Source organism: Sphingobium yanoikuyae, from assembly GCF_013001025.1.
GTDB lineage: Bacteria > Pseudomonadota > Alphaproteobacteria > Sphingomonadales > Sphingomonadaceae > Sphingobium > Sphingobium yanoikuyae_A.
Genome location: NZ_CP053022.1, coordinates 192,840 through 219,831, shown reverse-complemented (window position 1 = coordinate 219,831; position 26,992 = coordinate 192,840). Strand labels below are relative to the sequence as shown.

Below are 26,992 nucleotides of genomic sequence, written 5' to 3'. Positions count from 1 at the left end.
TTGAGGGTCAGACACGCCAACGGAGCCGATGAGTATTCATCGACTCCCGAACCTATTCGCGCACGCATGATCGGAATTATGCCGAGACACGCTACTCGGCTGATTCTTCTTTTGGGGAGGGCGGCGCTTGGCATTCCAATTCTGGCGTTACGCCCGGACGCGCTTTAGGCTCACCCAATCGCCTTTCTGAAGCGTCCCGTCCCTCACGCGAAAATGAGCGTAATGGTCGTCGAAAATCTGGTCGACTTCGACATGACCGACAAGGCGGCGGTGTCGCGGCGTTGCGTGATAGACTTCGAGTATCTGCCCGATGTGCGCGCCATCGGCCTTGCCCAGGCAGGCCACTGTGCCGCCCGCATCCATACGGACGATCTTGCCGCGCATGAACAAGCTATGGCCGATACCCTGTGCGAGGAGCGGCGTGCTGCCAAAGAACAGAAAGCCAATAGCAGCACCGACGCCAAGATGATTTCGCATCGCTGTTTCCTCTGTCACGTCAGACGCTCGGACCCGGTTTTGAAGGCCGGGAGCACGGGCGACGCTGGGCATCGTCAAAGAACTGGCCCGCCGCGGGGGCGGCGGCGGGCCCTCAGCCCCGGGGGGTGTTTTATCGGGGCTGGAAACTTCACATGTCGCTCATCGGCTTGTCGGCCATGGGCTTGGCGGTCTTCTTCTTCGCGGCCGGCTTGGCCTTCTTCATCGGCATCTTGCAGCAGCCACTCTTCGCCTTACCGGCCATGCCCGAGCCGTTCGATGCAGGCGACCCGCCGGACATGCCGGCCATCCCCGACATGCCCTGTTGATCCTGCTGGGCCGGTTGCCCCTGCTGCTTCTGCGCGCCGGCCTGATGATCCTTCATCATCTGATCGTGCATCTGCTGCCCGCCATGATCCATGCCCTGCTGGTGGGCATGGGCCGGCGCAGTCTGTGCGGGCGCGGGCGTCGACTGGGCGAGAGCGGTGCCGGCGGCGAAGGTTAGCGTCGCGAAGAGGCTGACGGTCGCCGCTAGAAGTGTCGTCTGTCGCATTGAGGGTCTCCGAGTGTTCGTCCTGTTGCCCGATCGACGTTCCGATCCCGGCAATTCCGAAGCTTCAATGCTGCTAGCGAGACGCAGTCTGTATACGTAACTTACGAATCCGCTTTGGATCGCGACTAGCATGCGCGGGATCGTGCGGGGTGGACCATGGTCCAAGGTCAAGCGAATTCATGATCCCGCTTGATGGCGGCCGACAGCGAAGTGCAAAAACCAATTGGCCCGCCGTGGGAGAACGGCGGGCCAAAGCTGCAGTTGAACCAGGCCACGGTCGTTGGCCACCCCGCCTCGTGATCGGAGCTGGCTTAAGTGCAGGGTCAGCAACCGCCCCGCGACCTACGCAACATGCGGGAGGCTCCGTCCTGGGTTCCCATCTCCCGCATAGCGATCCGATGGTCCTGCATCATCTCACCGTGCATCCGCACTTCGCGGTGTCGCATTCCTTGCATCTGGGCCGTCTCGGACCGAGCCGGCGCCGGCTTCGCCTTGAGCGTCTGCTCAAGGTCCGGCATGCCCGGCGGCATCCCATCGGCGAGAACTGGCCCGGCGCCGACGGCAAGGACGCCAAAGGCTGCGAGCGACGCGATAATCGCTGCTTTCTTGCGCAAATATGATTCCTTCAAGTCTGAGTTTCAGTTCGACCGGACACATGCCCGGTCGATTCTCGCTCCCCAGGGAGCTTGCCGTTGAGATGGTGTCGGCCTGGAGGCGGCAGTATACGTAATTTGCGAAGCTGGCGGTCAGCCTGCAATGTCCGCTTTAGTTCGGCTGCTAGCAAAAGCTGGGCGCGGATGACCGAAGACGGCGGCCATCAAAGCCTCCGCCTAGCCCGAGCACTGGAAAGCGACGCCGCCTGCTGCAGTGGCGAACAGCGAAACGTAAATCGCACGCCGCTTTTGCTTCGGCGCGATCGTGGCAAGGCCCACCGCCGAACCAGCCACTCGGACTGGCCCAGGCTAAATTGTCGGAATAGACGCTCGCTCGGATCGGTGCCGCAGTGATTGAACGCTCGCCTGGCTGATGATTGATCAACTGGCGAGGGCCGCGACCAGCTTAGAAGGGCAATTTTGTCTTCCCAGAGGGGGCGGGCACAAAAGCGATCGGTTCGGGTATTACGGATATTGCCCTCCCGCGCGCCCTTTAAGGGAAGAGCGGCGCTTCGCCTCGGTGGATCTCATCGGGATCGAGAAAAGCGCGCTTGCGTCAGTTTCACGATTGCTCAGGAGGGGCTTCGAAATGACTTTTCTGAATCGGCGAACTCTCTTGGCGGGCGGAGGCCTCCTGCTGGGGGCGGCATGCACGCGCAGATTTGCGACGCCGGACCAAGCAGGCACGCTGCCCATTCCTCGCCTGTTAGATGCACGCGACCATGGGCAGAGAATTGGACTGAGGGCGCAGGAAGGGGAAACCACTTTCTTCCCAGGGCGGCGGAGCGCCACCATGGGATACAACGGCAGCTATCTCGGCCCGACTCTGCGGGTACATCGCGGGGACGACGTGACGGTGACAGTCAGCAACAATCTGTCTGCTGATACCACGGTTCACTGGCACGGGCTGCTCGTACCGGGAGAGCTGGACGGCAGCCCCCACCAGACCATTAGTCCAGGCGAGACTTGGCGTCCGACGCTGCCGATCCGTCAGCCGGCGGCCACTCTCTTTTATCATTCGCATGCACATGGCCAAACGGCGGAGCAGGTCTATGCAGGCCTAGCGGGATTGCTCTTCGTCACCGACGAGGAAGAGCAAGGTCTCGGTTTGCCTTCGGATTATGGCGTCGACGATCTACCAATCTTGATCCAGGATCGGCAGTTCGTGGATGGCCGTCTGGTGTTACCGGCGGGCATGATGGTGGCGCTGGACGGGAGGCGGGGCAACGTTATTCTCGTAAACGGCGCGTACAACCCGCGAGCAGACGTTCCCAGAAGCTTAGTGCGGCTGCGGCTTGTAAATGGTTCGAATGCCCGGACTTACGATCTTTCGTTCAGCGACGGACGAGCCTTTTATTGGATCGGCACCGAGGGCGGCCTTTTGGAAAAGTCCGTTGAATTGCAGTCCCTCCCTCTGGCCTCCGGTCAGCGGGCTGAGATTTTGGTGGACTTCAGCGATGGCAGACCGGTCTCGTTGGTCTCGGCTCCAGACCAAAGCACCCTGAGGATGCATGGCATGAGCATGATGCATCGGCACGAGGCTAGCGAAAACAACGCAGGCAATGAAACTGTCCTCACATTCTCACCGCGCTTGGCATCGAGTAAGCGAGGTAGCACCACGCTTCCCCTCCTCCTGGCGTCCCGCGCGGTGCCAGATCCGGCTACGGTCGTCGCACGGCGACGTCTGGTGCTCAACATGAGGCTGGGAGGCATGATGGATAGCGACGAAGAGCCGCTAACGATCAACCACAGGCGATTCGATATGGATCGAATCGATGAGGAGGTCGAGCTTGGCGCCGTCGAGATATGGAAAGTCTCCGGGCAGAAAATGGCCCATCCCTTCCACATTCATGGAGTGCACTTCGACGTGCTAAGTCGCGATGGCGAGGAGCCAGATCTTCTTGATCAGGGGCCACGTGACACCATCGTCGTGGACGAACCGGTCGAATTATTAATCCGCTTCGACCAGCCTGCTTCAAAAGCGCCCTTCCTGTTCCATTGCCATATCCTGGAGCACGAGGACGAAGGCATGATGGGTCAGTTTTCCGTGACGTAGTGGGAACAACTCAAGAAGCGAAATCCGATCCTGCATCTGCCAATAAGGGGGCAATGCTCGACGTGTGACTTCGAACTCCACTCTCGTTTTTGTTCCCTTTTCGGGCTTGGGCCAGAACGTTTCGCACATCTCGATCGAAGGCATTCGATCATCCCGGACACTTGTGCATCACATGACGAACCCTGCGGTTAGTCACGGCCACCAGGCGCCGCGGGCCGCGCTCTATAATGACCATACGCTTGTCGGGCCGTCCCGCGGCCGCTGTCAGTACTCGCGGCAATGAGTAAAAGATGGTATCGCCGCGTTCATACCACTTTCCTCCGCCAAGCGGCGTCTGGTCAGGCAATCGGATTTCGCTGTAAGATCCGTTGCGATTAAGAACCCAGGCCATCCCCGACTTACAGCCGGATCGGCCATCAAATGACCAGACACCCGCGAGCTTGGTGGTCGAGGTATCTTCCCCTGCGGGAACGACCCTGGCCGGCGAAGGTAGCGTTGGCACAGTGAGCGCGGCGAAAATCGCCCAGATGGAACACGACCACCGTGTGAAAGTGAGCAGCCGGCATCGATATAACCCGTTAAGCGCGATCGTCATACTATTCCCTTCCGATCCACACTCACTCCGCTGAGAGCTTCGTTGGTTGCCCTTGGCAGACTATGCAGACCATCTGCCGGTGGTAATGCGTATTTGTCGCTAGACAGAAGGGACGCCTGCGATGGCATCTGATCGCAGATCGCCCAGGACAAGGCAGCCGGCGCAGAACTTGGGATGACGGTGATCGGCTCATGCGCAGTGCAAGCGAGCAACCACATGAGCGGTAACGGGGGCGACGAGTTCGCTTCCGGACGAGGAAAAGGTGGCCCTATGCCAACAAGCGAGCTGGCGTCGATGCCCTGGCGCGGGCGCTCGGCCACATGCCCAATGACCTGCCCTTTGCTCGTGCGCACCGGCCTATCGATCGCCATGGGCAAGGCGCCTGAGGAGATCCGTAGCGCAGCGCACTACATTTCAACCAGCGACGACAAAGATGGCATCGCCGATGCCATCGACGCATTTCTGCTGCCGCTTGTGGGAGGATCATCATGAAGCGACTGGCCGCTTTCGACCTCGATGGAACGCTCGCGCTCAACAAGCAGCCGCTCGACGATGAAATGGCGGATCTGCTTACCCGCCTGCTCGACGTGACGATGGTAGCGATCATCTCCGGAGGCGACTGGCCGCAATTCGAGAAACAGGTGGTGTCGCGCATGCCCGCCCGTGCGCGGCTCGACAATTTTATCATCCAGCCGACCACGGGCACCAAGCTATATCGTCACGCCGACGGCCAATGGACGCGTATCTATGCCGATCTGTTCACCGGCGACGAAAGCCAGCGCATCCGCGAAGCACTGACCAAGGCGGTCGAGCAGGCGGGCTATGCAAACGAGAACATCTGGGGCGAGCAGATCGAGGATCGCGGCAGCCAGATCACATTCTCCGCGCTCGGTCAGCAGGCGCCGCTCGAGGCCAAGGACACGTGGGATCCCGATCACGCCAAGCGCAAGAAATTGCAGGCCCTGCTCCAGCCGTTGCTGCCAGGCTTTGCCATCAATATCGGCGGGGCGACATCGATCGACATCACCCGCGAAGGGATAGACAAGGCCTATGGCCTTAAGCGCCTTTCCGAGCAGACCGGCGTCGCACTCGACGAGATGATCTTCTTCGGTGACGCGATCTTCCCGGGCGGAAATGATTATCCGGCCAAGCATCTCGGGCTGGATACCGTGCGAGTCCGCGACGTTGCCGAAACCAAGTCGGTGGTTGGCGCGATCGCTGCCTGGCTGGTCTAGAAGCGCTACCGCCGATCCTTAACCAGTCCCGCTTTCGCACCCATACGACCCAGCTTCGCAGCGGTCCCACATTGTAGAGCCGACGGATCGCTTCAATGGTGCTGGAGCTGCTTGACCTCACTACGCCTGGGCGCGTTCGAGGAAACTCAGCTCGCCATGTCCGCCATCATCCGACAGCTGGCGGCGCAGTCCTTGCAGGTAGCCGAGCAACGCTTCATCCGCTCGTCCACGACGTGGCTCAGGCATTCCCGCGCACATCGTTCGCAGGCGTCAGCGCAGGCGCGACACAGGATGGTATGGAGCGGGGATTCGCGCAGCATCGAGTTGGCGGTCGCCTGGCACAGTTCCGCACAGTCGTTCAGCATGGCGATCAGCGACGCCGTGGCTGACGCGCCGCCTTGCTTCGTCAGCCAGGCGGCGGTTTCCAGGCACATGCGGTGAGACGCCACGCAATCGTCGATGCAGTCCGTCATCGACATCGCCATCCCTTCCATTCGATGCTGCTGCGCCGCCGCCGGCGCAGCCAGCGTTCCGGCGGCGGCAAGGCCGGCGCCCGCCATCAGCAATTCGCGTCTCTCGATCATGATGCGCCTTCCATCTGCTATCGCTTGAGCGCTGTGCCGCATCCGGCGGCCTCAGCCGTAGCCGGCGACCCATCCGACGCCGCACGCGCCTTCTCCCGCGCCATCCGCGTTTCCTCCCAGGGCCAGTGGCCGTTGATCTCGACCCCGAGCGAGATGCTCAGGAAGGTCCGCACCAGCACAAGCCCGGCCAGCACGATGAGATCGTCGAGCGTCGGGTTGATCACCAGCGACTTGACGATGTCGCCGGCGACCAGAAATTCCAGGCCGAGCAGGATGCTGCGGCCGAGCGCCGATCGGAACGCGCTATAGGCCTCGGTTCGGTCGCCCGCCCTCGCCCGCCGCGCAAACAGAAAGGTTGCGAGCCCCGCGCCGACCAGGATGGTCAGCGTGCCCGCCAGTTCCAGGCCGATCACCGCGAGCCGGAAGAAGGCGCTCAGCCAGTCGGCCTCAATGGTGATCATACCAGCCTCGCTTGCGGATATTGTTGAAGCTGTCGGTAGCGTGACAGGCATAGCATTGGTCGACGCGCGCCTTCGACCGGGCTGCGCGCTGCGAGACCATGCTGAAATGCTCCATGAAGTGACTGGGCGGCGCCTTGTGGCACTCGGCGCACTGCGTCGAATTGACCGATGGATGGCGGTAATTGGCGATCTTCCAGCTGTCGGTCTTGTGACAGCTCGCGCAGTCGGTGCCGAACAGGCCCTGGTGCGGATCGCGGAACGCATGGCAGCTCGCGCAATTGAGCGCGGTCTCGGGGGTCAGGCTTCGAGTGTTTGTCGACATGCCCGCCAAAGGCTGCCGCCACTTTGCCATGTCGAGCAAGGCGGCGTGATCCATGCGGATGATGCCGCGCTCTCCCTCATGTTCGACGTGGCAGGAGGTGCACTGCGTCGCTTTCGCGTGGAACTGCGTCGACTGCTTCGTCCCGAAATCCGTGCCCGCATGGCAGGTGAGACAGGTCCGGGTTTCGACGCCCTTGCCCGGCGTGTGGCAGGCCGTGCATTGGCCGGCGAAGGACTGGTGGGCGCTCGAGAGCGGGCCGGGCGCTACGAGCTGCGCCACCAGGCCGGCATCCCTCGGCGCGTCCGATCGCATCCGGATCGCGACCGCGGCGACCATCACCAGCAGGGCCGCGATGAAGACGGCGTAGGAAAGACGCTGCCAGCTCATAGCCAGCGCAGCCCGTAATAGATCGCCGCGCCGACGTGGAGCGCGAGCAGCGCGAAGATGAGACAGCCCAGCAGGATGTGCAGGAACCGCCATCGCGCGAACAGGGTGTTGGTCGCCTCTTCGGCGCGGATCGCGAATTCGGTATCGGCCAGCGCCGCGGCGATCCCCGCCTTGTCCTGGGGGTGCTGGCCCGCGGGCGCATCCCCGGCGACGAACAGATAGCGCCTCCAGCCCGACAGCGGCGCGGCTGCGGTATCGGCCTGCGTCGGCGCGGCCGGCTCCTCGAGGAAGGCGGCGCGAAGCGAAGCCAGTTCCGACCTGCGTCCGCGCAGCGCCCGACCAAGCTGGGCAAGCAGGTAGCGGCCGATGAAGCCGGTGATGACCGTCATCAGCAGAAGGATGGTCAGAAGCAGTCCGACCGGGCTTTCGAGCTTGTGCGCGGCGTGGACCAGACCCAGGATCGGCGCCAGCACGCCGGCATAGATGTGGATGGCGAGCAGGGTCGGCTTGCTGACGAGCCGGGAGAGCGCCTTGTCGACCCAGGCGATATGCTTGGCCGCGACATAGGGAAGCGTCAGCAGCATCAGCACGAGCGCTGCGATCCCGATGATCCCGCCGGCCAGGCTGCCCGGAAAGCGCGGTGACACATGCACGAGGTAGCCGAACGGGAACAGCAGCAGGAACGCGACCAGCAGGCCGACGGCGATGTCGCTGCGTTCGCGCATCAGGCTTCGACCACGAGCGGCGTGCCCGTGCCCTTCGCCTGGCACGCGAGCACATAGCCCTGCGCCTTGTCGGCGGGCGCGAGGCCGGACTCGACCTCCATCGTCACCTCGCCTTGCAGCAGCTTGACGACGCAGGCGCCGCATGTGCCCGCACGGCAGGCATAGGGGATCTCGACGCCCGCGCCCTCGGCCGCCTCGAGCACGGTCTCGTCCGCGGGCAAAGCCGCCGACACCCCCGACACGGAGAAGGTCACCGTGCTCGGTGCCACCTCGGCGCTCGGGGCCGGCTTAGCTGCTGGCGCGGGCGCGGGCTTGACCTCGAGATCCTCGTGGTCGGCCGGCAGCGAGGCCGGACCGAACGCCTCGGTGTGCAGCTGCGCTTCGGGGACGCCGAGTTCCGCCAGCACGCCGCGCATCGCGCCCATCATCGCCGGCGGGCCGCACATATGGATCCGCCGGCTCGCGATCTCCGGCACCGCGGCCAGGATCATCTCGCGGGTGATCGGCCCTTCGGGGCCCATCCAGACGGTGCCGGGCGCGCGCTGCATCGCGGCGACGACATGGAGGTTGGGAAAACGGCGTTCGAGCCGTTCGAGCTCGTCGCGGAACACGAATTCCTCGGTCGACCGTGCGCCGTAGAAGAAGAAGATATCACCCTTCCACGCGGTGTCGGTGAGATAGCGCAGCACCGACATCATCGGGGTGATGCCGACCCCGCCCGCGATCAGCACGATGCTCTGGGCATCCGTTCCCGTGAAGGTGAAGGCGCCGAACGGTCCGCTGACCTTCAGCAGATCGTCGGCGACGACCTTGTCGTGCAGGTATCGCGAGACCACGCCCTGCTCCTCGCGCTTGACCGTCAGTTCGACATAGGCCCGCTGGGTCGGCGAAGAGGCGATCGTGTAGGAACGGCGCGCGGTCTTGCCCGCTTCGGGCTCTACCTCGACCTGCAGGAACTGGCCCGGCAGGAAGTCGAACGGCAGCCGGTCGGCGGCCGGGTCCGCGAGCCGGAAGGTCAGCACGCTCGGCGTCTCTCGCACGATCTGGACCACGCGCAGCTGCCCCGCCCAGCTTTTGGGCTTGCGCAGCGAAGCTCCCGCGGGCGCGGCCGCATTGCTCGAGGCGAGCCCGGCGCTGCCGGCAACGGGGGCAGGTGCGGGCGCGAACTTCGCAGCGGGCGGGACAGCCTTCGGCTCCGGCTTTTCCGAGGTCTTGGCGGTGGCGACACCGCCGGCGATCGCCCCGATCCGCCGGAGGCGGAAGATCTGCAGCGCGATCAGCGTGGCGCTCACCAGCCCCAGGAAGAGCATGAGAAGGAGGTGTGAGGGCGAGATGCCGAACCAGTGGTCGGCATGGCCGGGCGCGGCCTGGTCGATGTCGAGCTGATCGCGCAGCCAGGCAAGCCCGACCTCCCGGGGCGGCTGCAAGCCGCCGATCGCGCCCTGCGCGGCGGTGCCGGACCGGAACAGGTCGGTTCCCTCGCGCAGGCGGCGCGCCGCATCGAGCCGGGCCGAGACCGTGGTTGCACGCGCGCCGTCGGCCGAGGCGGCGTTGATCATCGCTAGGCCCGTGCTTACCCGTTCGCCAGCCTGCGCAGCGACCCGCTGCCTTGCCGCTTCGTCGAGCGCGGGAAAGGCGAGCAGTTGCGAGATGAAGCCGGTCCGGCGCGATTCGTGGCCGTGCTCATTCTCCCCTTCCCCATTGATCATGCGATCCATCATGGGGTTCATCATCTTCGCCATGTCCGACGACCCCGACGATGCCGGTGCGGACATGCCCCCGCCGGCCGGCATGCCTGCGCCATGATGCGCGGCATGATCCTCGCCCTCCTGCGCGCCCGCGCCCGCGGACAGGCTGAGAGCGATTGCGCAGCCGAGGCTCAAGCGTCGAAGGCTGATCCGCCTGGACATCCTCATCCCCTTTTTCAGCGCGCTTACATATCCTTCATCGGCATCGCCGAATTGCCCGGCGCGGGATCGGGTGCCGGCGCGGTCTGGTTGCCGGCCCCGGCGCGCATCGCGTCATGGTCCATCGCCTGACGGTGATGCCGCTCCATCTCGGCCTGGTTGCTCATCGCGTCCATCGACGCCGCGTCTGCAGCGTTGCCGCTGTCGGTCAGGACCGGGGTGGCGGCGACGCTGTTCGCCGCGGGCGGCACCGTCTGGTCGGCCTGGCGGTCGCAGCCCGAAAGCGCGAGCGCCAGCAACAGGCTTCCGCCGACAAGCGGAAGGGCTTTTTTCGCATGGTCGATCATAGCTTGCTCCTTGGCTTGAAAACTGTGGTCCCGGGCGCCGGGGATGGCGCCCGGACCGGCTCATTGCGCGCTGCGCAGGATCTGAAGGCACCGGTCGTGCGAGAGGTTCATCGGGTTGCGCCCCTGCCCCTTCATCTCGCCATGATCATGCGGCGTCTGGAGACCCATATTGCCCTCCATCGCCCGGCAACTCTCGACCTGCGCCGAGGTCGGCCGCGTGGTTACACAGGCGCCTAGAAGCAGCGCCGGCGTGAGGACGGCGATCAAACGCATTTTCTTCATGACAAAAGCCCTTTCGCTAGTGATGATCGTTCGTCCTGCGCTGCCTGATGTTTCTTGTTATGCTGTTGGTCTTTCCGCCGCGCCGTCAGGAAGGCGAGGATCGGGCAATCGGAGACGGGCACTTCGCCCGGGCATTCGTCGGCGAGCATCCGCAGCATGTCGCGGATATCCGACAGGCGCTCGAGCCGGGCTTCGGCGTCCGCGATCTTGGCAAGCGTGATATCGAGCACGGCCTGGGCATGCGCGGTGTCCGACGCCCTGAGCGCCAGCAGCTGCCGGGCCTGTTCGAGTGTGAAACCAAGCTCCTGCGCCGAGCGGATGAAATTGACGCGCTCGAGGTCGGTCGCGTCGTAGAGCCTGTAGCCCGCTGCCGTGCGCGCGGGTTCGCGCAGCAAACCCATCCGCTCATAATAGCGGATCGTGTCGCGGCCCACGCCCGCAGCGGCGGCCAGTTCGCCGATCTTGAAATTGCCCATGTCATCCGCTCGATCATCATGCCGGTTGTGTCCAGGGTCAAGCGGTTCGCTTTGACCCCGAACGGTCCGTTGCCGCCGGCAGCCCGCTGCCCCGACGTCTCGCATCCGGGCAGCTTGTGCCGGCGGGCCACCGGCTCGTCAGTTCTTGCGAAGCTCGACGATGTCGTGCTTGGCAGGCGTACCGTCGGCGACGGACACGTGCGCGAAGTGATCATCGAAGATATGATCGATCGTCACATGGCCGATGAGCTGGCGGTGATAAGTCGGCGCCACGCCTTTGGACGGACCCGGATGGGTCACGACGCGATAGACCTCGAGCTTCTGGCCGACCTCGGCGCCATCGGCCTTTCCGATGCAGACGACCGTGCCGTTGCTGCCCGTGTCGACGATCGAACCGCGCATGAACCAGGTGTGGCCGATACCTTGCGCGAATAGCGGAGAGGCGCCGAGCATCGAGATTCCGGCCAGCGCCACCATGATGGACTTCTTCATCATCATCTTGACTCCTTGAGTGAGCGTTGAGAACTGCTGCTCGATTTCTCGAGGGGAAGATTTTGTTTCTTCGCCCACAGGACTATGGTCCCGGGCCCAAGCTCGGTATACGTAGTGTTCGCAGCCGAAGTTTTTCGGGCAAGGTGTCTGAAGGCCGGGCTTACTCGTACGTAACGATCCAGGGCACGACTTTCGTGTTTATGAAACGTAGTCTGGAACCAGGCCTTAACCCCTGAGGACAAGCGCTTTACGTCCAGCTGGCCGCGCAAAACGGCTACGTTGGCGATAGAAGAAGGTCGTCGAAGGTTCGTCCGACGAATTTACGCTTCGCTATCTCCCTCGTATCTCACGAGCAATTCCTTGCGGGCTGCCATTTCGGTCGCAACAGATGCCACCCGGGCAGGCGGAGCAGGCGGTGCCTGCAGCTCCGGAGAAAGCGCCTTTCCAGCCTACTCCAGTGCTCCCTGCCGCACCCCTAAGCCCCGCCATCATCAACGGGAGCGAAAGACTGTGGCGGCCTTTCCGGAATCCACCAGACCTGGCAAAGGCCCCACTCTGCTGACAATTTCATTTCGACCTCGACCGGAACTGATGGCATCTAGGCATGGCCCCAGCCAAGTCAGGCGGCGGCCAGGGGCTACGCGTAGCGCGACCGGTCCCGGGATCGATCCCGATCAACAACATCCGGAACGCCTTCGGCGTCCTCGTTGAAATCGCGAATTGCGGCGCGGCGCCATCCGCTGTTTTGCTCACTTCCGGAAGGAGCCACCCTCATTCCATCGTCGCGCGAAACTCTGTCATCCGGTCCGCTTCAAACGCGTTGGTGCCGGGATGAATGTGCTGATCAGCGTATTCCAAACAGAGATCGACAACAAAGGATTTCGATTCCGGACAACGAACTTCATCAGGTTCGCGAGGTTCGAGACCAAGGATACCAAATCAGTGCCCAAGGCGAACAAAGCTCCGACCATCATATTGTGGACGAGCCAGAATGGGGCCCCTACGAGAAAAAGGCCTTTCATCCGCGTAGTCGAGGTTTGGAGCCGTGCGAAGCTGCCCAACGAACTGCCCGTGAACGCCAGAGCTGAGGGGAGACCGTGCCAGGTCACAACCGACAGAAAAGCCATCAAAATCAGACTAGCGCCGTAAAGCCTCGTCACCACATAGCGATCACGCACTGACGCGGAAATGCGAGCTGCGAACATGAAATGAGGCACGCTATCGCCGCAGTGGGTGAGCCGAGCATCAAAAAATAGAGCGCGAAGGCGGCAGCACCCGCGCTCTGGATTTTCACCGCGGTTCGATAGTCGTCGAAAAACGGCCAGCTAATGACGCACAAAAGCGCGACGCAGCCGAACGCGGTGGCAATCATGATTGCCGCCACCCGGTTGTTTCGCTCAAGACCTGCGTTTCGCGCCCAGCTCTATCTTTCTTCATAGTGCAAGCGTGAACGAACAAGGTTAATTACGATTTAAGAACGCCCGTAGTAGCGCGGATTTACGGCTGCTTTTGGATCGCCGTTACCTCGCCGGCGTTGCCCGTCAACATAAGGTCAAAATCGACCTTATCGCCAACCTTCACTGCATCTGTGATCGCCGGGGCAGCCTTGAACGCCATTGTCATTGCCGGCCATTTGGCTTCGGGGATGGCGCCATGATCGAGTGTGATCGTGCCCGCAGACTTGTCGATCGCGGTGACCGTGCCGTGTCCCTTCACCTTGATTGCAGTGGCAGCCGACGGCTCCATCGCCATATTTGCCATGTTGCCGCTCATAGCGGCGGCGGGTTCTGTCTTGTTGGTCTCGACCGCAACGGGCGGTTCGGCTTTTTTCCCGCAAGCGACGGTCAGTGCCGCGAGGCCGAGGGCAAAGGTCAGTCGTCCGTAGTTCATGGTCTTCTCCTTTATAATGAAACGTGTTGGTCATTGGGCTTCATCTTCGGCCGCCGAAGCAGCAGATAGGCGGCAGGCAGGACGAACATCGACAACAGCGGCGCGGTCAGCATGCCGCCTATCATCGGCGCGGCGATCCGGCTCATGACTTCGGATCCGGCGCCCGATCCCAGCAGGATCGGCAAGAGGGCAGCGAGGATCACGGCGACCGTCATCGCCTTGGGCCGAACGCGGAGCAGTGCGCCTTCGCGCACTGCCGTCTCGACCTCGGCGACATCCGGATCGGTGCGCTCTTCCAAGGCGTTCTTCAGGTAGATCAGCATCACGACGCCGAATTCGGCGGAGACGCCAGCGAGCGCGATGAAACCTACCCCGGTGGCGACCGACTGGTTGAAGCCGAGCAGATAGAGGATCCAGATGCCGCCGGTGAGCGCGAACGGCAACGTCCCCATGATCAAAGCTGCTTCATCGAACCGCCCGAAGATCATGTAGAGCAGCACGAAGATGATCAGCAGCGTCGCCGGCACGACGAGCTTCAATTTGGCAACGGCACGCTGGAGATATTCGAACTGTCCCGAATAGGCGACGCTAACCCCTGGCGAGAGCGTCACCTGTCTTGCGATCGCATGCTGCAGGTCACTCACGACCGACGCAAGGTCGCGTCCGCGCACGTCGACATAGACCCAGGTCGATGGGCGGGCGTTTTCGGTCTTGAGCATCGGGGGCCCCTCAGCGATCGAGACGCGCGCAATGGTGCCGAGCGTGATCTGCTGTCCGGACGGGGTCAGGACCGGCAGCATCCGTATTCCGTCAAGACTGTCGCGTAGCTCCCGCGGATAGCGGACGCTGATCGGATACCGTGCCAGCCCCTCGACCGTCTCGCCGATCGTCTCGCCGCCGATCGCGCCAGAGACGATCCGCTGCACGTCCGTAATATTGAGCCCAAATCGGGCGGCAGCGGCCCGATCGACATCGACATCGACATAGCGCCCGCCCGTCAAGCGCTCTGCGAGCGCCGAACTGACCCCAGGCACGGTTTTCGCAACTGTCTCGACATCGTGCGCGATGCGGTCGAGCTCAGCGAGGTCAGCACCCGACACCTTGACCCCGATCGGGCTCTTGATGCCGGTCGCCAGCATGTCGATCCGGTTGCGAATGGGCGGCACCCACACATTGGCGAGGCCGGGCAGTTTTACCGTTCGATCAAGCTCCTCGACCAGCTTGTCCGGAGTCATGCCCGGTCGCCATTGGTCGCGAGGTTTGAACTGGATCGTCGTCTCGAACATCTCAAGCGGCGCAGGATCGGTGGCAGTCTCGGCGCGGCCGGCCTTGCCGAACACGCTCTCGACCTCGGGCACGGTCTTGATCAGGCGGTCGGTCTGCTGGAGCAGGTCCGACGCCTTCGCCGCCGAGAGACCCGGCAGCGCCGAGGGCATGTAGAGCAGATCACCCTCCTCCATCTTCGGCATGAACTCGCCGCCAAGCTGGGTGAGCGGCCAGGCGGTTGTTGCAAAAGCGAGCGCCGCGATCAGCAGTACGGTCCTTGGCCGCCGCATCGTCCAGTCGAGCGCGGGCCGGTAGATGTTCGTCAGCCAGCGATTGACCGGGTTGGACTGCTCGGGCGGAATCTTGCCCCGGATCAGCAAACCCATGAGCACCGGCACCAGGGTCACCGACAGGATCGCCGCCGACGCCATCGCATAGGTCTTGGTGAAAGCGAGCGGTGCGAACAGCCGTCCTTCCTGTCCTTCCAGCGTGAACACCGGAATGAACGACAGGGTGATGATCAGAAGGCTGAAGAACAGCGCTGGCCCAACTTCGGCTGCCGCTTCGGTGATGACGGTCCATCGGGTATCCCCCTCGAGATGTTCGTCCGGGTGATCCTCCTCCCATCGCTCGATTTTCTTATGGGCATTCTCGATCATGACGACCGCGGCATCGACCATCGCGCCGATGGCGATCGCGATGCCGCCCAACGACATGATGTTGGCATTGACCCCCTGGAAACGCATGACGACGAAGGCTGCCAGCACACCAAGCGGAAGCGTGAGAATTGCAACGAGCGCCGAACGGACATGCCAAAGGAAGAGCCCGCAGACGATCGCAACGACTATGAATTCCTCGACCAGCTTGTGGGTCAGATTCTCAACGGCGCGGTCGATGAGCTGCGAGCGATCATAGACCGTAACCACATCGACGCCGGGTGGCAGGCCCTTCTTGAGCTCTGCGAGCTTGTCCTTGACCGCCGCGATTGTCTCGCGCGCATTCTTGCCCGAGCGCAGGATCACAACGCCGCCCGCGACCTCGCCCTCACCGTTCAGTTCGGCAATCCCGCGCCGCATCTCGGGGCCGGCCTGGATCGTGGCAACGTCGCCCAGTCGCACCGGCACACCGCCGGCTGCGGTCCTTAAGGGAATGGCGCGGAAATCGTCGAGCGTCTTCAGATAGCCGGAGACACGGACCATATATTCGGCCTCGGCCATCTCCAGTACCGAGCCGCCGCTCTCCTGATTGGCCTTCTGAATGGCATCGACCGTCTGGGCGTGGGTCACGCCGTAGGCGGCGAGCTTCACCGGATCGAGCAGCACCTGATATTGCTTCACCATGCCGCCAATGCTGGCGACCTCTGCGACCCCCGTTACCGTTTTCAGCTCGTAGCGCAGGAACCAGTCCTGAAGCCCGCGAAGCTGCGAGAGATCGTGGCGGCCAGTGCGATCGACCAGCGCATATTCATAGACCCAGCCCACCCCGGTCGCATCCGGCCCCAGCGCGCTGCGGGCGCTGGCCGGCAGCCGGCCTTGTACCTGGTTGAGATATTCGAGCACGCGGCTGCGCGCCCAATAGAGATCGGTGCCGTCCTCGAAGATCACATAGACAAAGCTGTCGCCGAAGAAGGAATAGCCGCGGACGGTCTTTGCGCCGGGCACAGAGAGCATTGTGGTGGTGAGCGGATAAGTGACTTGGTTCTCGACGATCTGCGGCGCCTGCCCGGGATAGGAGGTGCGGATGATCACCTGCGTGTCCGAGAGATCGGGCAACGCATCGATCGCGGTCGATCGCACCGCCCAGACGCCCACGCCGATCAGCGTCAGCACCCCGATCATGACGAAGAAGCGGTTTCTGACTGACCAGCGGATGAGATGGGCGATCACTGGCCCATTACCTTCGCCATGCGTCGCACGGTTGGTCCACTCGGTGGTTGATCGAACCCGAACCGGACCCGGTCGCCCGTCTTTAAGCCGCGCGCGACTTTCGGGTCTGTGAGCTGAAACGTCATCGTCATCGCTGGCCAGCCAATGGCTGGCACGGCTTGATGGCTCAGCGTCACCGACTGGGCGGTGATCTTTTCGATCGTACCGACGGTCTCATAGACTGCGCCGGTCGGCATAGGTTTGGCAGGACTCTTTGGCATGTCAGCACCGATCGGCCGTGCTTCCACGCCCGAGAGGCTTGCTTCGGAATCGATCAGGAACTGACCCGAAGCGACGATCTTTTCGCCTTCGCTCAGGCCCGCCAGAATCTCCGTATCATCGCCAGCTTCCCTCCCAGTTTGCACCTCGGCAGGGCGGTAGCGCCCCTTGTCGAGCGCGAGCATGACCAACGTGCGCTTGCCAGTGCGGATCAGGGCTTCGGACGGCACCAGCAACGCCGGCTGCGCGCTCCCGCCAAACGAGACGGTCGCAAACATGCCGGGACGCAGTCGCCCGCCGCGATTGGGCAGCTCGATCCGAACGGTGAGTGTGCGGCTGTCGGCCTGTGTCTCGGGGAGGATCGCCGAAACGCGCCCGGAGATGGTTTCGCCGGGGAAGGCTGCAAGCGCGGCTCGCACCGCTTGTCCAGGCTTCAAGGGACCGGCGACCGCTTCCGGCACGGCGGCATTCAACCAGACCGTGCCGAGCCCGTTGACCTCGGCAAGCGTCTGGCCTGCCATCAAGGTCATGCCGCCCCGCACGTTCAACGTCTTGATCACGCCGCCCGTGGGCGTGGAGATGGTGATCACATTATGCGGTCGTCCGGTTTGCTCGACCGATGCGATCGTGCCGGAGGGCATGCCGAGCAGCATGAGCCGTTGACGCGCGGCCTGGATCAGAGCGGCGTTGCCGGTGCGGCGGACCGCCAGAAACTCGGTCTGTGCGCCGCCCCATTCCGGCACCAGAACATCGGCAAGCGGCGCGCCTGCACCGATCACATCACCAGGTGCGCGGCCATAGACACGGGAAACGAAGCCGCCTGCACGCGCCTGAACGATCGCAACGTCGCGCTGGTTGAAGTCGATCGTGCCGGTGGCGGTGAGACTGCTCGCCAATTCGCCGCGCCGCACAGCCACCGTTCGCATCCCGAGCGCCTGGGAGGCGGACGGGTCGATCGATATTCCCGGCTGTGCCGCGCTTGCCCCCACCTCATCCGCATAGCGCGGGATTGTTTGCATTCCCATCGACGACAGGCCTGGACCGTCATGATGCTCAGCGGGGATCATCGGGTCATACCAATAGAGGATCTTGCGTGCCGGCGGTTTGGCGGCCGTAGCGTCGGGTGATCCTCCTCTCCATTCAGAGATGGTGAAACCGACCCCGCCAGCGGCGACCGCGAGCAGCGCCGCGGCACCGAAAAGGCCGCCCCGAGGGATTGTGAAATGGCTCATTGCGATTCGCTCCGATACGTAAGGTTCAGTCGAACACCGTCAGCAGCGACAAGGGCTTCACGGTCGAGAGTGTTGAGGGTGACGTCGGCAAGGGCCGCATAGGCATCCGCGATATCGACAAGATTGGCGCGACCTGCCCCGTAGCTTGCCGTCTCCAACGTCACCCGCTGCTCGGCGAGTGGCAGCAATGTGTCCCGCGCGCGCAGCCACTGTTCATGATGCATGATATGGTCCGCAAGATCGGTTTCGAGATCAGCGGCCAGCGCCCGCAGGGCCGCGTCGCGTTCGGCCAGGATGCGTCCGGCATTCTCCTGGGCCGCCGCAATGCCCGCATTCTGTCGACTGCGGGTAAAGAAGGGCAGACTGACCGTCACACCGGCTGACACATAATCTCCAAAACGAGGGTCGCGGCGTTGATAGGCAAGGTTCACCCCGAAGTCGGAACGGCGGTTGGCATCGGCCATACGCACATCGGCCATTGCCTGACCGGACTGGGCGTCGATCATTGCCATGGTGGGAAGGCGATCCAGGCCAGCGCGCAGTTCGGCCCCATCGACAGGGAAGTCGGGAATAGATCCGGCAATTTCAGGCGCCGGGTCACCCGTCCATCGCGTCAGAGCAGCCCGTGCCCGCGCTATGTTTGAGACCAGTTCGCTGCGACGATCTTCTAATGAGGCGATAGCCTGTCGGCCGGCAAGAGTCTGCGCAGGCCGGGCATTGCCCGACGCGACGGCACTGGGCGTTGTCCGCACCACGCGCTCCAGACGGGCTAGAAGATCATCAAGCGCGGTCAGCCGGCGCTCGGCATAGGCAAGGTTGATCCAGGCAAGCGCAGTGCCGACCTCAACCGAACGCGCCTCAAATGCGGTGTCGGCATCTGCAGCCTTGATATCGCTGTCAGCGCGGGCGCGTTGCGCACGGCGCTTGGCGAGGTTGGGAATATCCTGGGACACGCCCACCCGCGCCATCGTGAAATTGTCCTGCCCGGGAGCAAACGCCAATGGCCCCGAGATCGGGAAACTGTCGAGCCCAACGGCCAGAGTCGGATCAGGTAGCGATCCGGCGCCGCCACGAGCGGAACGAGCGGCCTCGGCGGCGAGCGCCTTGGCCTTGATCGACGGCGCTTCCTGCCGCGCGCGCTGGAGCGCAGCGTCGAAAGTGAGGGGACCAGCGAATGCAACGCCGGGGATCGCCGCGAGCAGCGGCAGACAAACAAACAATCGCATGGAAAACTCCTGATCGGAGGATCAGGCCGGCGTCGCGCACTCTGGCAGGCATGTCAGTGGCGGCGGGATGGGGGCAATCCCGCCGCCACTGCTGGCCTGGCCGTCTATGCGACCTTACACGGCCAGAGGCTGTGCCTAGCCGGCCGAGGGAGCCGACGAAGGCGATGCCATGCTATGCATCTCCTTCATGCAGTCCGCCGCGCTCATCTTCATCATGTCGCAGTTGCAGTTCGCCATCTGCGGAGCATCGGGCACCCAGACGCGACGGGGGCTCATAGATGGCGCACGCGGGCCATAGTTTGGCGATTAACGCCATTCATAATGGCCAGACTGCGAGTTTGTGTTGGGTTCGCCGGCGAAAGCGGCAACGGGAGCGGCAAGCGCAATGCCCAGCAGGGCATCGAAAACACGGTTCTTCATGACTGTAATCCTTGGGCAAAATATCGTGGTAGCCGCGGGTCAGACAGGATTTTCAGATGCGCGATAGACGCAAGAATCCTGTCTGCCTGGCAGCCGGTGTCGATCAGCCAAGGAGAGTCGGTGGTTCCGGTTCGGGAGTGAGGTCACTGCCGTGCAGGACAGTGATGGTTGCCCAGAAGGGCAGAGCTGGACTGGCTTCGCGTGCTTCCAGCATAGGCGCGTCATTACGAACGGCCAGCGGAACGACGCAGCCCATGGCCGCGATGCATTCCAGGGTCATGCCCTTGCAAGGCTTCTGAGCAGGTTGTTGCTGCTGTGCCATTATCTTCATGCAGTCTTCCGACATCCCAGCCACGGCCTGCACAGACGTGGCCATTGGGGCGGACATCGCAGGCGGAGCGGACGCAAAGGCCGCCGCTTGGCCAATCAAGCCAACCATGGCTCCCAGAAGGAGAAGAAGTTGCAAAACGCGTTTCACAGCCGTTATTTATTACGCCTCGTAGCATCAAAGATCAACGAGATGGTCACCCGCCGTGTCGGGCAAATACCGTCTGACCCGCCGATCCGAAGGCGATGACAGAGTAGGGTTGTGGTTTTTGGCCGGGGACTTCCATCCCCGGAGAACCCAGCGGCATGCCCGCTACGGCCAATCCCTTTACGCCCTTCGGGCGCTTCGCGATCGCGCGCTTCATGTCGGCAATGGGAACGTGGCCCTCGAAAACCATGCCATCGACAATTGCAGTATGGCATGATGCCAGCGCAGCGGGCACGCCTTGAGCGCGTTGAAAGCGGCCGCGTTGCTGGTCGTCGACGATATTGACGCTTTGTCCAAATTGTCTGCGCACCTGGGCCGCCCACTGTTCGCAGCAACCGCAACCAGGGTCACGATGCATGATGATCGGGGCAGCTTCGGCGCTGGCGACGGAGAAGGCTGCTATGAACGCAGCGAGGGCAAATTTGAGTGTCATACGATCCCTTATTGGTTCCCCCGCCCCTGGGCGGGGAGGAAAGGTCTATTGGGCGCGCTTGTTGTGGGCTCTCAGCCAGCCTTGAAGCTCGCCCACTTCTCGCGTTTGCTCGGTGATTGACTTGTTCGCCATCATTCGGACCTGCGCGTCCTTGGTGTCGCGCAAAACGATGCGTGACATCGCAATCGCACCGCGATGATGCTCGATCATCTTGCGCACCCAGGTCTCCGTTGCATCGCTGCCCGTGGCGGACATCATCTTCTGATGCATCTCCATTTCTGCAGGCGGGTAAGGATTGGCTGGCGTGGGGTTCATGGTCTGGCGCATGTCCATCTTGCTATGGTCCATGCCCTGCATTTGGGCGATCGCCGGCGCGGCCACCAGTCCAGCGATGATGATGGGGACTATTTTCTTCACAATTCTCTCCTCAGCGCCCCGCATTGATAATACGCATGGGCGCGCCATTTCCCTCGTGAGGCGGCACAAAATTTACGGGAACGGGAGCGCGAAGCCTACTTGCGGGCTAGAATAGCCTTCATTTCATCGATTTCGCGGCGCTGAGATTCCTCGATGCCGCTGCACAGACGAACGATTTCCGGATCCTTCAAGGAGGCCTCGCGGCACATCAGGATCGCGCCCGAATGATGCGGGATCATCGATCGGAGGAATGCTGTATCGCCGATCGTTGTTTGCGTGCGGATGAGGGCAAATGATCCGGCGAATATCGCAACTGACCCTAATATAAGGGCCGCGTTTGCCTTTTTCGACGGGAACATATGGCCCATCGCGAGGACCATCAGCACCACCATGGGCGCCACCATCATTAGCGTCATGTAGAGCATATTCAGGTTGTTGTAGAAGCTCCCCAAGCTGTCGATCATGACGAACATCACCAGATACATGATGACGCCGCCAACCAAGGTCTGCAGGGCGAGGCTCGCATAGGCATTTTTCATCATTGGTCGTCTCCTTTGGCCCCCGCCCCGATCCTGCTTGACTATTCAACCCGTGCGGCGTCGCTTTCGCGGCCACCGAAGATACAAAAGTGCCGAACCCGCGATCGCCAATGCGAGACCACCTGCGGCAAACGCCATCAACCACGGCGTGTTGAAATTTTCGTGGTTTTTCCAATCCATGATGTGGAGCGCCCAGAAGAAATCGTACAGGCGCCACGTTCCATTTCTCACAGCGACGATCCGACCACTATTCTGGGCAACATAGACGCGGGTCGCTTCGCGGTCAGGGAAGTCCACCCGCCAGGCCGGCAGGACGCCCTTGAATTCTGGGGTCGACGCCACAACCAGGCGCACGCTCGGCGGCTCCGACGTACCACGGTAGGCCTGTATCGCCACCGCGCGAGCCATCGCAGCGTTCACGGGACCAAGTCGACGACCTGTTTCTGCATCGTGGAGTGAGATCGTCCCATCGATAGACTCGACCTCCGCAATCTCGCGGCCGAGCAGCGCGCGATATCGGACTTCACGCACGGGTCTGGTCGCCGCGCGCAACACTAGGTCCAACGGCGCGCGCGATCTCGACTGTTCCAATATCGCCGGCGACGATCGCTCGACGAGATGTTCACCGCGGACTCGCTCGATCGGCAACAGGCTCATGACAAGACCGCTCGCAAACCAAAGCAGCAGCTGGACGCCGATAACCAGGGCTAACCAGCGATGAACGCGGCTAGCCCCGATGTGGAAGCGGAGTTTGGCGCTTCTCAGAACCAGGTCCGAACACCGATTACAAAGCTGGCCGCCTTCACGTCCCCTCCGTCTGAGCGTGCATAGTCCGCCGTCCGCCCGAACTTTCGGTCGTAAGAAACGCCGATGTAGGGGGCAAATTCGCGGCGCAGTTCGTAACGCAAACGCAGTCCCAATTCGGCGTTCGTGATGCCCGCTCCAATCCGCGTCTCCGGGACATTTTGTGCTGAAAGGTTCACTTCCAGGCGCGGCTGGAGAATGAGGCGTTGCGTGATACGCTGATCATAATAGCCCTCGATCCGCCCCAACACCTCGCCTTTGTTCGACAGAAACAGGGCAGCCTCGGTCTCAAACCAGTAAGGCGCCACCCCCTCAATACCGATCGTCGCATAAGTACGGGATGGGTTGGGTTTGAAATCGTAACGGACACCCGCCTGGAGGTTCCAATAAGGGTCGAGTGCACGACTGTAGAGCGCCTGAACTTCTGCGGTCTCCATGTAGGTGCCGCTTCTGCCAGCAAGAACGCCCTCACCCTCTGTCTTGACCACCAGCCGATCGAGATCCTTGCCGAACCACGCCTCCCCGTCCCACCGATAGCCGTCGCGGCCGTTACGGACCTGATATTCCGCCAGATTGAACAGGATCATCGAGCTGGATGAGCCGCCATGTTCCTTATGCAGCATGGTACGCGAAGCCGCCATCTCGCCGTTTTTGTAGACGCGGTCGGCATAGTTGTCGGTAGGAGGTTGGGGTGCAGGGGCGTTGCCGGGCATGAGACTGGTGCCACCAGCGCCATGGGCTGCCATCGGCCCATCCATCGCCATGCCGGGCATCGACGACATATCGTGCTGCATCGGCTGACCGCCGGGTGCCGCCTGCATGTCCATGCCGGGCATGTCGTGTTTCATCGTACCGCCCGCCCCATCGGGCATGGTCATGCCAGGCATGCCGGACATGTCGTGGCCGGCATGCGGGTCAGCCGTTGGAGGCGTCTTGTCACCGGGCATCTCCATGCCGGACATAGCCCCCATGCCCGACATGTCGTGCGGCGCCGACTTGGGTTTTGCTGCCGGTGCCCGGCGCTTCGGGGTGGCAGGCTTGCCCTTAGCCGTGGGCGCAGCGGCGCGCCTGGGCTGGCTTGCTGGCTTGGCCACCGGCTTTTTCTTCGCCGCTGGCTGAGCAGCAGGCATGTTCATGCCCGGCATATTCTGCATCGACTGCGCGCTGACTGGGGTCGCCAAGGCGAGCGGGGCCGCGCCGATCAGAAGGAGAAGCGACTTCATGCGGCATCTCCCCGGGGACGGACGGAGACGACGCGCATCATCCCGGCATGCATGTGATAGAGCATATGGCAGTGAAACGCCCAGTCGCCGACTGCGTCTGCGGTGACGTCGAAACTTACCTTGCCTCCTGGTGCGACATTGACGGTGTGTTTGCGCGGCGAATACTCGCCATGCCCGGTCACCAGCTCGAAGAAATGCCCATGAAGATGGATCGGGTGCGACATCATCGTGTCATTGACGAGCGTGACGCGGACCCTTTCGTTTTCGATAAAGGGAATGGGCTCGCGCTTGTCACTGAGCTTCACCCCATCGAACGACCACATATAGCGTTCCATATTCCCGGTCAGGTGGATTTCCATCGCGCGGTCTGGCGCGCGAACATCGGGGTTGCGCTCCACCGCCATGAGATCGCGATAGACAAGAACCCGGTGGCCAACGTCTTCGAGACCCTGTCCCGGTTCTCCCGTGCGATCCATCGGCATGGGCGAGATCGTCTGGACACCCGGTCCCATCTTAACCTGCGGCGCTTTGCTGGCGTCGCGCATGTTCATGCCGCCCATTCCGCCCATCGCCATGCCGCCCATTGTATCACCGGACCCGCTGCCCATTCCGGGCATGTTGGCCATGGAACTATCCGCCGGTTTTTGCATGCTTGGCATCGACGCGCCGGCCCCCATATCCATGCCTGCCATCCCGCCCGCGGCAGCTCCGCCGGCAGACATGTCATGCCCCATTGCTGCGTGGTCCATGCCGGACATGCCGCTCATATCCATGTCCCCCATGCCCATGTCCTTCATATCGGCAAGGGGCCGCTTGCGGAGCGGCGGAACTTCGGCCGTCATGCCTTCACGCGGAGCCAGTGTGGCGCGTGCCATGCCCGAACGATCAACGGATTCACCGACCAGCGTGTAGGCGCGATCATCGGTCGGAGTAACGATGACATCATAGGTCTCGGCAACCGCGATCTGAAACTCGTCGACCTCGACCGGCCTGACATTGAGCCCGTCGGCCTGAACAACCGTAAGTTTGAGACCGGGAATCCGGACATTGAACGTCGTCATCGCGGAGGCATTGACGAAACGCAGGCGAACGCGCTCACCTGGCTTGAAAAGCGCGGTCCAGTTGTCCCGTGGGCCATGCCCATTCACGAGATAGGTATAGGTCGAGCCCGTGACATCGGACACGTCGGTCGGATCCATCCGCATATTGCCCCAGTCAAGTCGGTCCTTGAGGGGTTGGTCTTCCTTGGCCAGCAAACCGGCCAGCGTTTGCCGCTGATAATTGAAATAGCCACCGCCGACCTGCTTGAGCTTCCGGAAAATTGCGTGCGGATGCATCTGGCTATGGTCGGAGAGCACGATGACATGCTCTCGATCCGACTGAATCGGATCCTCGCCTTCCGGGTCGATGACAATCGGTCCGTAATGACCTAACTGCTCCTGCAGCCCCGAATGGCTATGATACCAATAGGTGCCAGCCTGGACGATGGGGAACTCATAGACAAAGGTCGACTTGGGCTTGATGCCGGGGAAGCTGATGCCGGGCACGCCGTCGAACTGGAACGGCAAAAGCAGGCCGTGCCAGTGGATCGAGCTGTCTTCCTCGAGATCGTTGATCACCGACAGGCGGACGTTTTGGCCCTGACGCAGACGGATGAGGGGCGCAGGCACAGTGCCATTGATGCCGATGGCATGGCTTTGTCGGCCGTCGATCATCATCATCTGATGCGCGATCTTGAGCGTGATATCGTTCCCGCTGACCGTTGGCAGTGGCTTGGCAATCCCGGACGAAATGGGTTGAGCCCATGCCGGCAGCCATGCCGACAATGCGAGGCCACCGCCGGCCAGCGCAGCGCCGCGGAAAAGGTCGCGGCGGTTCAATCCGGGGGACATAATATCTCCTTGTTCAACGTGCAGCACTTTGGGTCTGAAAAGACGCTTAAGCGCGGTATCTCTTTATCCTTACGCGCGAGCAGCGCGCACCCCTCATTCCTCAGCGAGTATTTCTGCGAGGCGCGCGCGCGCGCGATACAGGCGCGTCTCCACAGCCTTGCTACTGACGGAAAGCGCTTTGGCGGCCTCTGATTGACTGAGCCCTTCGACGGTCCTGAGCATCAGGACTTCACGCAACGTGGCAGGCAATGCGCTGATCGCCGCCGACAGTCGCTCCACCTCTATTTTCGATTCAGCACTGGCATGTGCGGAGGGTGCGTCATCCGGCACTTGCTCAATCTCATCATCCGACGGCGCGGAGCCAAATGTGAAGAGCTGCCGCACCCTCTGGCGGCGGCGCCAATCGCGACATTTGTTAATCGCGATCCGGGATAGCCAGGCGCGCAACGGACGCGCACCATCATATTTCCGCAGATGGCTGAACGCGGATACAAAGCAGTCCTGCGTGAGATCAAGTGCTTCCTCGGCATTCCCGACCAGGCCGCGCACCAGTCGAAATATCGCTGTCTGGTGCCGACGCATAATCTCGGCGAAAGCCGACTGCCGACCGGCAAGCGTCAGTGCCGCTAGTTCACCGTCCGAACACGCCTGGAGATCCAGACTCACCGTGCATCGTCGGTGAGCGCATGAACCACCGCCTGATCGAAGGTCTTGGCCTGATCGGGGCGAAGGATTTGCCGCATGGCGAAGATGTGCCCGAGCGTTTCCTTTTGCAGTTCGCCCATTGCCTGATGCGACTGATCGACGGCCGCGGTCACACGCGGCCCTTCGCCATGTTCGACCTCGATCGCGGCTGCGAGACGCGCATTGTCCGATCGCAGTTCAAGCTCCAGCGCGCGCCGACGCACGGCGAAACCCTGCTCTAGCAGCTCGATCTTGGCCTTCTGACGATCATCCAGATCGAGCTTGCTGTGCAAGACATCGTGGAGCTCGACGCCGGCTGCCTTGGGCCGCGGGAAAAAGTAGCGGCCCAGGAACACGCCCGCAACCGCCGATGCAAAGGCGACGATGGCGACGAGGAGGAGCAATTTGGGCTTCATTGAGAACCTACCAGCAGCGTCGAAGGGGCAAGCGGATTTGATGGCCCGAAAGGCGATAGCGTGACCGACGCCTCGGCACGCGGCGTAAAGCCATTGCTGGCGATACCCAGCAGTACCGCTCCGAAAGCCGCGACCGCACCGAGGCGGAATTGAGACGCGGTCGAAACCTGCGGCAATGCCGCTATGCGTCGGAACACAGCATCCTCCAGACCAATCAGCCCCGGATGCGTCGGTTCGTTGCGTAAGCGGCTCAGCAGCCGGTCCAGGTCGGTATCCATCGAAAAGTCCAATCCTCAATCAATCCGGGGCAACGGCCCAGGAC

The 26,992-nt window shown here is 62.5% G+C and carries 31 protein-coding genes; 4 read left to right on the top strand and 27 right to left on the bottom strand.

Features of this window, described 5'->3' with window-relative positions; all coding sequences use genetic code 11:
• Positions 1-147: 147 nt before the first annotated feature.
• Together HH800_RS26290 and HH800_RS26285 are read right to left on the bottom strand one after the other, a co-directional pair.
• Positions 148-477 carry a hypothetical protein gene (locus HH800_RS26290; RefSeq protein WP_017501290.1) on the bottom strand — a complete coding sequence of 110 codons (330 nt, stop codon included), beginning with the start codon at positions 475-477 and terminating at the stop codon, positions 148-150.
• Between the two features lie 148 nt (positions 478-625).
• Positions 626-1,027 (bottom strand): hypothetical protein, encoded by a 402-nt coding sequence (locus HH800_RS26285; RefSeq protein WP_017501289.1) that lies wholly within the window; start codon positions 1,025-1,027, stop codon positions 626-628.
• Between the two features lie 398 nt (positions 1,028-1,425).
• Here HH800_RS26285 and HH800_RS26280 point away from each other — a divergent pair, with 398 nt between their 5' ends.
• From HH800_RS26280 to HH800_RS26265, 4 genes are all read left to right on the top strand, one after another.
• Positions 1,426-1,647, top strand: coding sequence for a hypothetical protein (locus HH800_RS26280; protein WP_169863481.1), 222 nt, complete (start codon positions 1,426-1,428; stop codon positions 1,645-1,647).
• A gap of 622 nt (positions 1,648-2,269) precedes the next feature.
• Positions 2,270-3,736, top strand: coding sequence for a multicopper oxidase family protein (locus HH800_RS26275; RefSeq protein WP_037522288.1), 1,467 nt, complete (start codon positions 2,270-2,272; stop codon positions 3,734-3,736).
• 940 nt (positions 3,737-4,676) lie between these two features.
• The gene (locus HH800_RS26270; protein WP_231729621.1) at positions 4,677-4,823 is read left to right on the top strand and encodes an HAD hydrolase family protein; all 147 of its coding nucleotides are present in this window, start codon (positions 4,677-4,679) and stop codon (positions 4,821-4,823) included.
• Positions 4,820-5,566, top strand: a complete 747-nt coding sequence (locus HH800_RS26265) for an HAD-IIB family hydrolase (protein ID WP_004213020.1) — start codon at positions 4,820-4,822, stop codon at positions 5,564-5,566. Before HH800_RS26270 ends, HH800_RS26265 begins: the two co-directional genes overlap by 4 nt.
• 146 nt (positions 5,567-5,712) lie before the next feature.
• Here HH800_RS26265 and HH800_RS26260 read toward each other — a convergent pair whose 3' ends face one another.
• The 25 genes from HH800_RS26260 to HH800_RS26135 form a co-directional block, all read right to left on the bottom strand.
• Positions 5,713-6,153 (bottom strand): four-helix bundle copper-binding protein, encoded by a 441-nt coding sequence (locus HH800_RS26260; protein WP_026109687.1) that lies wholly within the window; start codon positions 6,151-6,153, stop codon positions 5,713-5,715.
• 14 nt (positions 6,154-6,167) lie between these two features.
• The gene (locus tag HH800_RS26255) at positions 6,168-6,611 is read right to left on the bottom strand and encodes a DUF1622 domain-containing protein (RefSeq protein WP_004212663.1); all 444 of its coding nucleotides are present in this window, start codon (positions 6,609-6,611) and stop codon (positions 6,168-6,170) included.
• A complete protein-coding gene (locus HH800_RS26250) occupies positions 6,598-7,320 on the bottom strand; it encodes a cytochrome c3 family protein (RefSeq protein ID WP_169863480.1) in 723 nt (240 codons plus the stop codon). Before HH800_RS26250 ends, HH800_RS26255 begins: the two co-directional genes overlap by 14 nt.
• Entirely contained in the window at positions 7,317-8,045 is a 729-nt protein-coding gene (locus tag HH800_RS26245) for a hypothetical protein (RefSeq protein ID WP_017503491.1), read from the bottom strand. The genes HH800_RS26250 and HH800_RS26245 overlap by 4 nt, the downstream gene beginning before the upstream one ends.
• Complete coding sequence (locus tag HH800_RS26240; protein ID WP_004213019.1) at positions 8,045-9,955, bottom strand: 2Fe-2S iron-sulfur cluster-binding protein; 1,911 nt, start codon at positions 9,953-9,955, stop codon at positions 8,045-8,047. Before HH800_RS26240 ends, HH800_RS26245 begins: the two co-directional genes overlap by 1 nt.
• A 23-nt stretch (positions 9,956-9,978) precedes the next feature.
• The gene (locus tag HH800_RS26235) at positions 9,979-10,299 is read right to left on the bottom strand and encodes a hypothetical protein (protein ID WP_009824017.1); all 321 of its coding nucleotides are present in this window, start codon (positions 10,297-10,299) and stop codon (positions 9,979-9,981) included.
• A 60-nt stretch (positions 10,300-10,359) separates the two neighbouring features.
• Positions 10,360-10,581: a hypothetical protein gene (locus HH800_RS26230; protein ID WP_004212658.1), complete on the bottom strand. Its 222-nt coding sequence runs from the start codon at positions 10,579-10,581 to the stop codon at positions 10,360-10,362.
• Positions 10,578-11,057, bottom strand: coding sequence for a heavy metal-responsive transcriptional regulator (locus tag HH800_RS26225; RefSeq protein WP_004213016.1), 480 nt, complete (start codon positions 11,055-11,057; stop codon positions 10,578-10,580). Before HH800_RS26225 ends, HH800_RS26230 begins: the two co-directional genes overlap by 4 nt.
• A gap of 138 nt (positions 11,058-11,195) precedes the next feature.
• Positions 11,196-11,552, bottom strand: a complete 357-nt coding sequence (locus HH800_RS26220) for a hypothetical protein (protein ID WP_004213015.1) — start codon at positions 11,550-11,552, stop codon at positions 11,196-11,198.
• Between the two features lie 794 nt (positions 11,553-12,346).
• Positions 12,347-12,754, bottom strand: coding sequence for a YgjV family protein (locus tag HH800_RS29650; protein ID WP_009824019.1), 408 nt, complete (start codon positions 12,752-12,754; stop codon positions 12,347-12,349).
• On the bottom strand, positions 12,706-12,933 hold the full coding sequence (locus tag HH800_RS29410; RefSeq protein WP_063976084.1) for a YgjV family protein: 228 nt from the start codon (positions 12,931-12,933) through the stop codon (positions 12,706-12,708). Before HH800_RS29410 ends, HH800_RS29650 begins: the two co-directional genes overlap by 49 nt.
• Positions 12,934-13,046: 113 nt before the next feature.
• Positions 13,047-13,439: a copper-binding protein gene (locus tag HH800_RS26205; RefSeq protein ID WP_169863479.1), complete on the bottom strand. Its 393-nt coding sequence runs from the start codon at positions 13,437-13,439 to the stop codon at positions 13,047-13,049.
• A gap of 11 nt (positions 13,440-13,450) precedes the next feature.
• Positions 13,451-16,591: an efflux RND transporter permease subunit gene (locus tag HH800_RS26200; RefSeq protein ID WP_017502289.1), complete on the bottom strand. Its 3,141-nt coding sequence runs from the start codon at positions 16,589-16,591 to the stop codon at positions 13,451-13,453.
• The gene (locus HH800_RS26195; RefSeq protein ID WP_017502288.1) at positions 16,588-18,081 is read right to left on the bottom strand and encodes an efflux RND transporter periplasmic adaptor subunit; all 1,494 of its coding nucleotides are present in this window, start codon (positions 18,079-18,081) and stop codon (positions 16,588-16,590) included. The genes HH800_RS26200 and HH800_RS26195 overlap by 4 nt, the downstream gene beginning before the upstream one ends.
• Entirely contained in the window at positions 18,078-19,307 is a 1,230-nt protein-coding gene (locus HH800_RS26190) for a TolC family protein (protein WP_017502287.1), read from the bottom strand. The genes HH800_RS26195 and HH800_RS26190 overlap by 4 nt, the downstream gene beginning before the upstream one ends.
• 523 nt (positions 19,308-19,830) lie before the next feature.
• On the bottom strand, positions 19,831-20,058 hold the full coding sequence (locus tag HH800_RS29215) for a hypothetical protein (protein WP_234781450.1): 228 nt from the start codon (positions 20,056-20,058) through the stop codon (positions 19,831-19,833).
• A 193-nt stretch (positions 20,059-20,251) separates the two neighbouring features.
• Entirely contained in the window at positions 20,252-20,695 is a 444-nt protein-coding gene (locus tag HH800_RS26175; RefSeq protein WP_017502283.1) for a DUF411 domain-containing protein, read from the bottom strand.
• 45 nt (positions 20,696-20,740) lie between these two features.
• On the bottom strand, positions 20,741-21,136 hold the full coding sequence (locus HH800_RS26170; protein WP_017502282.1) for a DUF305 domain-containing protein: 396 nt from the start codon (positions 21,134-21,136) through the stop codon (positions 20,741-20,743).
• Between the two features lie 71 nt (positions 21,137-21,207).
• Positions 21,208-21,654 carry a DUF305 domain-containing protein gene (locus HH800_RS26165; RefSeq protein ID WP_017502281.1) on the bottom strand — a complete coding sequence of 149 codons (447 nt, stop codon included), beginning with the start codon at positions 21,652-21,654 and terminating at the stop codon, positions 21,208-21,210.
• Positions 21,655-21,696: 42 nt separating this feature from the next.
• Entirely contained in the window at positions 21,697-22,335 is a 639-nt protein-coding gene (locus HH800_RS26160) for a hypothetical protein (RefSeq protein ID WP_231635648.1), read from the bottom strand.
• A gap of 77 nt (positions 22,336-22,412) precedes the next feature.
• The gene (locus HH800_RS26155; RefSeq protein ID WP_017502279.1) at positions 22,413-23,678 is read right to left on the bottom strand and encodes a copper resistance protein B; all 1,266 of its coding nucleotides are present in this window, start codon (positions 23,676-23,678) and stop codon (positions 22,413-22,415) included.
• Positions 23,675-25,570 (bottom strand): copper resistance system multicopper oxidase, encoded by a 1,896-nt coding sequence (locus tag HH800_RS26150; protein WP_021243450.1) that lies wholly within the window; start codon positions 25,568-25,570, stop codon positions 23,675-23,677. The genes HH800_RS26155 and HH800_RS26150 overlap by 4 nt, the downstream gene beginning before the upstream one ends.
• A gap of 93 nt (positions 25,571-25,663) precedes the next feature.
• Positions 25,664-26,236, bottom strand: coding sequence for an RNA polymerase sigma factor (locus tag HH800_RS26145; protein WP_021243451.1), 573 nt, complete (start codon positions 26,234-26,236; stop codon positions 25,664-25,666).
• Complete coding sequence (locus tag HH800_RS26140) at positions 26,233-26,670, bottom strand: periplasmic heavy metal sensor (protein WP_017502275.1); 438 nt, start codon at positions 26,668-26,670, stop codon at positions 26,233-26,235. Before HH800_RS26140 ends, HH800_RS26145 begins: the two co-directional genes overlap by 4 nt.
• Positions 26,667-26,948: a hypothetical protein gene (locus HH800_RS26135; RefSeq protein WP_017502274.1), complete on the bottom strand. Its 282-nt coding sequence runs from the start codon at positions 26,946-26,948 to the stop codon at positions 26,667-26,669. The genes HH800_RS26140 and HH800_RS26135 overlap by 4 nt, the downstream gene beginning before the upstream one ends.
• Positions 26,949-26,992 lie beyond the last annotated feature (44 nt).

Coding starts and splice junctions, on each gene's coding strand:
- HH800_RS26290 (WP_017501290.1), bottom strand. CDS start 477: ATGCGAAATCATCTTGGCGTCGGTGCTGCTATTGGCTTTCTGTTCTTT.
- HH800_RS26285 (WP_017501289.1), bottom strand. CDS start 1,027: ATGCGACAGACGACACTTCTAGCGGCGACCGTCAGCCTCTTCGCGACG.
- HH800_RS26280 (WP_169863481.1), top strand. CDS start 1,426: ATGGTCCTGCATCATCTCACCGTGCATCCGCACTTCGCGGTGTCGCAT.
- HH800_RS26275 (WP_037522288.1), top strand. CDS start 2,270: ATGACTTTTCTGAATCGGCGAACTCTCTTGGCGGGCGGAGGCCTCCTG.
- HH800_RS26265 (WP_004213020.1), top strand. CDS start 4,820: ATGAAGCGACTGGCCGCTTTCGACCTCGATGGAACGCTCGCGCTCAAC.
- HH800_RS26255 (WP_004212663.1), bottom strand. CDS start 6,611: ATGATCACCATTGAGGCCGACTGGCTGAGCGCCTTCTTCCGGCTCGCG.
- HH800_RS26250 (WP_169863480.1), bottom strand. CDS start 7,320: ATGAGCTGGCAGCGTCTTTCCTACGCCGTCTTCATCGCGGCCCTGCTG.
- HH800_RS26245 (WP_017503491.1), bottom strand. CDS start 8,045: ATGCGCGAACGCAGCGACATCGCCGTCGGCCTGCTGGTCGCGTTCCTG.
- HH800_RS26240 (WP_004213019.1), bottom strand. CDS start 9,955: ATGTCCAGGCGGATCAGCCTTCGACGCTTGAGCCTCGGCTGCGCAATC.
- HH800_RS26235 (WP_009824017.1), bottom strand. CDS start 10,299: ATGATCGACCATGCGAAAAAAGCCCTTCCGCTTGTCGGCGGAAGCCTG.
- HH800_RS26230 (WP_004212658.1), bottom strand. CDS start 10,581: ATGAAGAAAATGCGTTTGATCGCCGTCCTCACGCCGGCGCTGCTTCTA.
- HH800_RS26225 (WP_004213016.1), bottom strand. CDS start 11,057: ATGGGCAATTTCAAGATCGGCGAACTGGCCGCCGCTGCGGGCGTGGGC.
- HH800_RS26220 (WP_004213015.1), bottom strand. CDS start 11,552: ATGATGAAGAAGTCCATCATGGTGGCGCTGGCCGGAATCTCGATGCTC.
- HH800_RS29650 (WP_009824019.1), bottom strand. CDS start 12,754: ATGTTCGCAGCTCGCATTTCCGCGTCAGTGCGTGATCGCTATGTGGTG.
- HH800_RS26205 (WP_169863479.1), bottom strand. CDS start 13,439: ATGAACTACGGACGACTGACCTTTGCCCTCGGCCTCGCGGCACTGACC.
- HH800_RS26195 (WP_017502288.1), bottom strand. CDS start 18,081: ATGAGCCATTTCACAATCCCTCGGGGCGGCCTTTTCGGTGCCGCGGCG.
- HH800_RS26190 (WP_017502287.1), bottom strand. CDS start 19,307: ATGCGATTGTTTGTTTGTCTGCCGCTGCTCGCGGCGATCCCCGGCGTT.
- HH800_RS29215 (WP_234781450.1), bottom strand. CDS start 20,058: ATGAAGATAATGGCACAGCAGCAACAACCTGCTCAGAAGCCTTGCAAG.
- HH800_RS26175 (WP_017502283.1), bottom strand. CDS start 20,695: ATGACACTCAAATTTGCCCTCGCTGCGTTCATAGCAGCCTTCTCCGTC.
- HH800_RS26170 (WP_017502282.1), bottom strand. CDS start 21,136: ATGCGGGGCGCTGAGGAGAGAATTGTGAAGAAAATAGTCCCCATCATC.
- HH800_RS26165 (WP_017502281.1), bottom strand. CDS start 21,654: ATGATGAAAAATGCCTATGCGAGCCTCGCCCTGCAGACCTTGGTTGGC.
- HH800_RS26155 (WP_017502279.1), bottom strand. CDS start 23,678: ATGAAGTCGCTTCTCCTTCTGATCGGCGCGGCCCCGCTCGCCTTGGCG.
- HH800_RS26150 (WP_021243450.1), bottom strand. CDS start 25,570: ATGTCCCCCGGATTGAACCGCCGCGACCTTTTCCGCGGCGCTGCGCTG.
- HH800_RS26140 (WP_017502275.1), bottom strand. CDS start 26,670: ATGAAGCCCAAATTGCTCCTCCTCGTCGCCATCGTCGCCTTTGCATCG.
- HH800_RS26135 (WP_017502274.1), bottom strand. CDS start 26,948: ATGGATACCGACCTGGACCGGCTGCTGAGCCGCTTACGCAACGAACCG.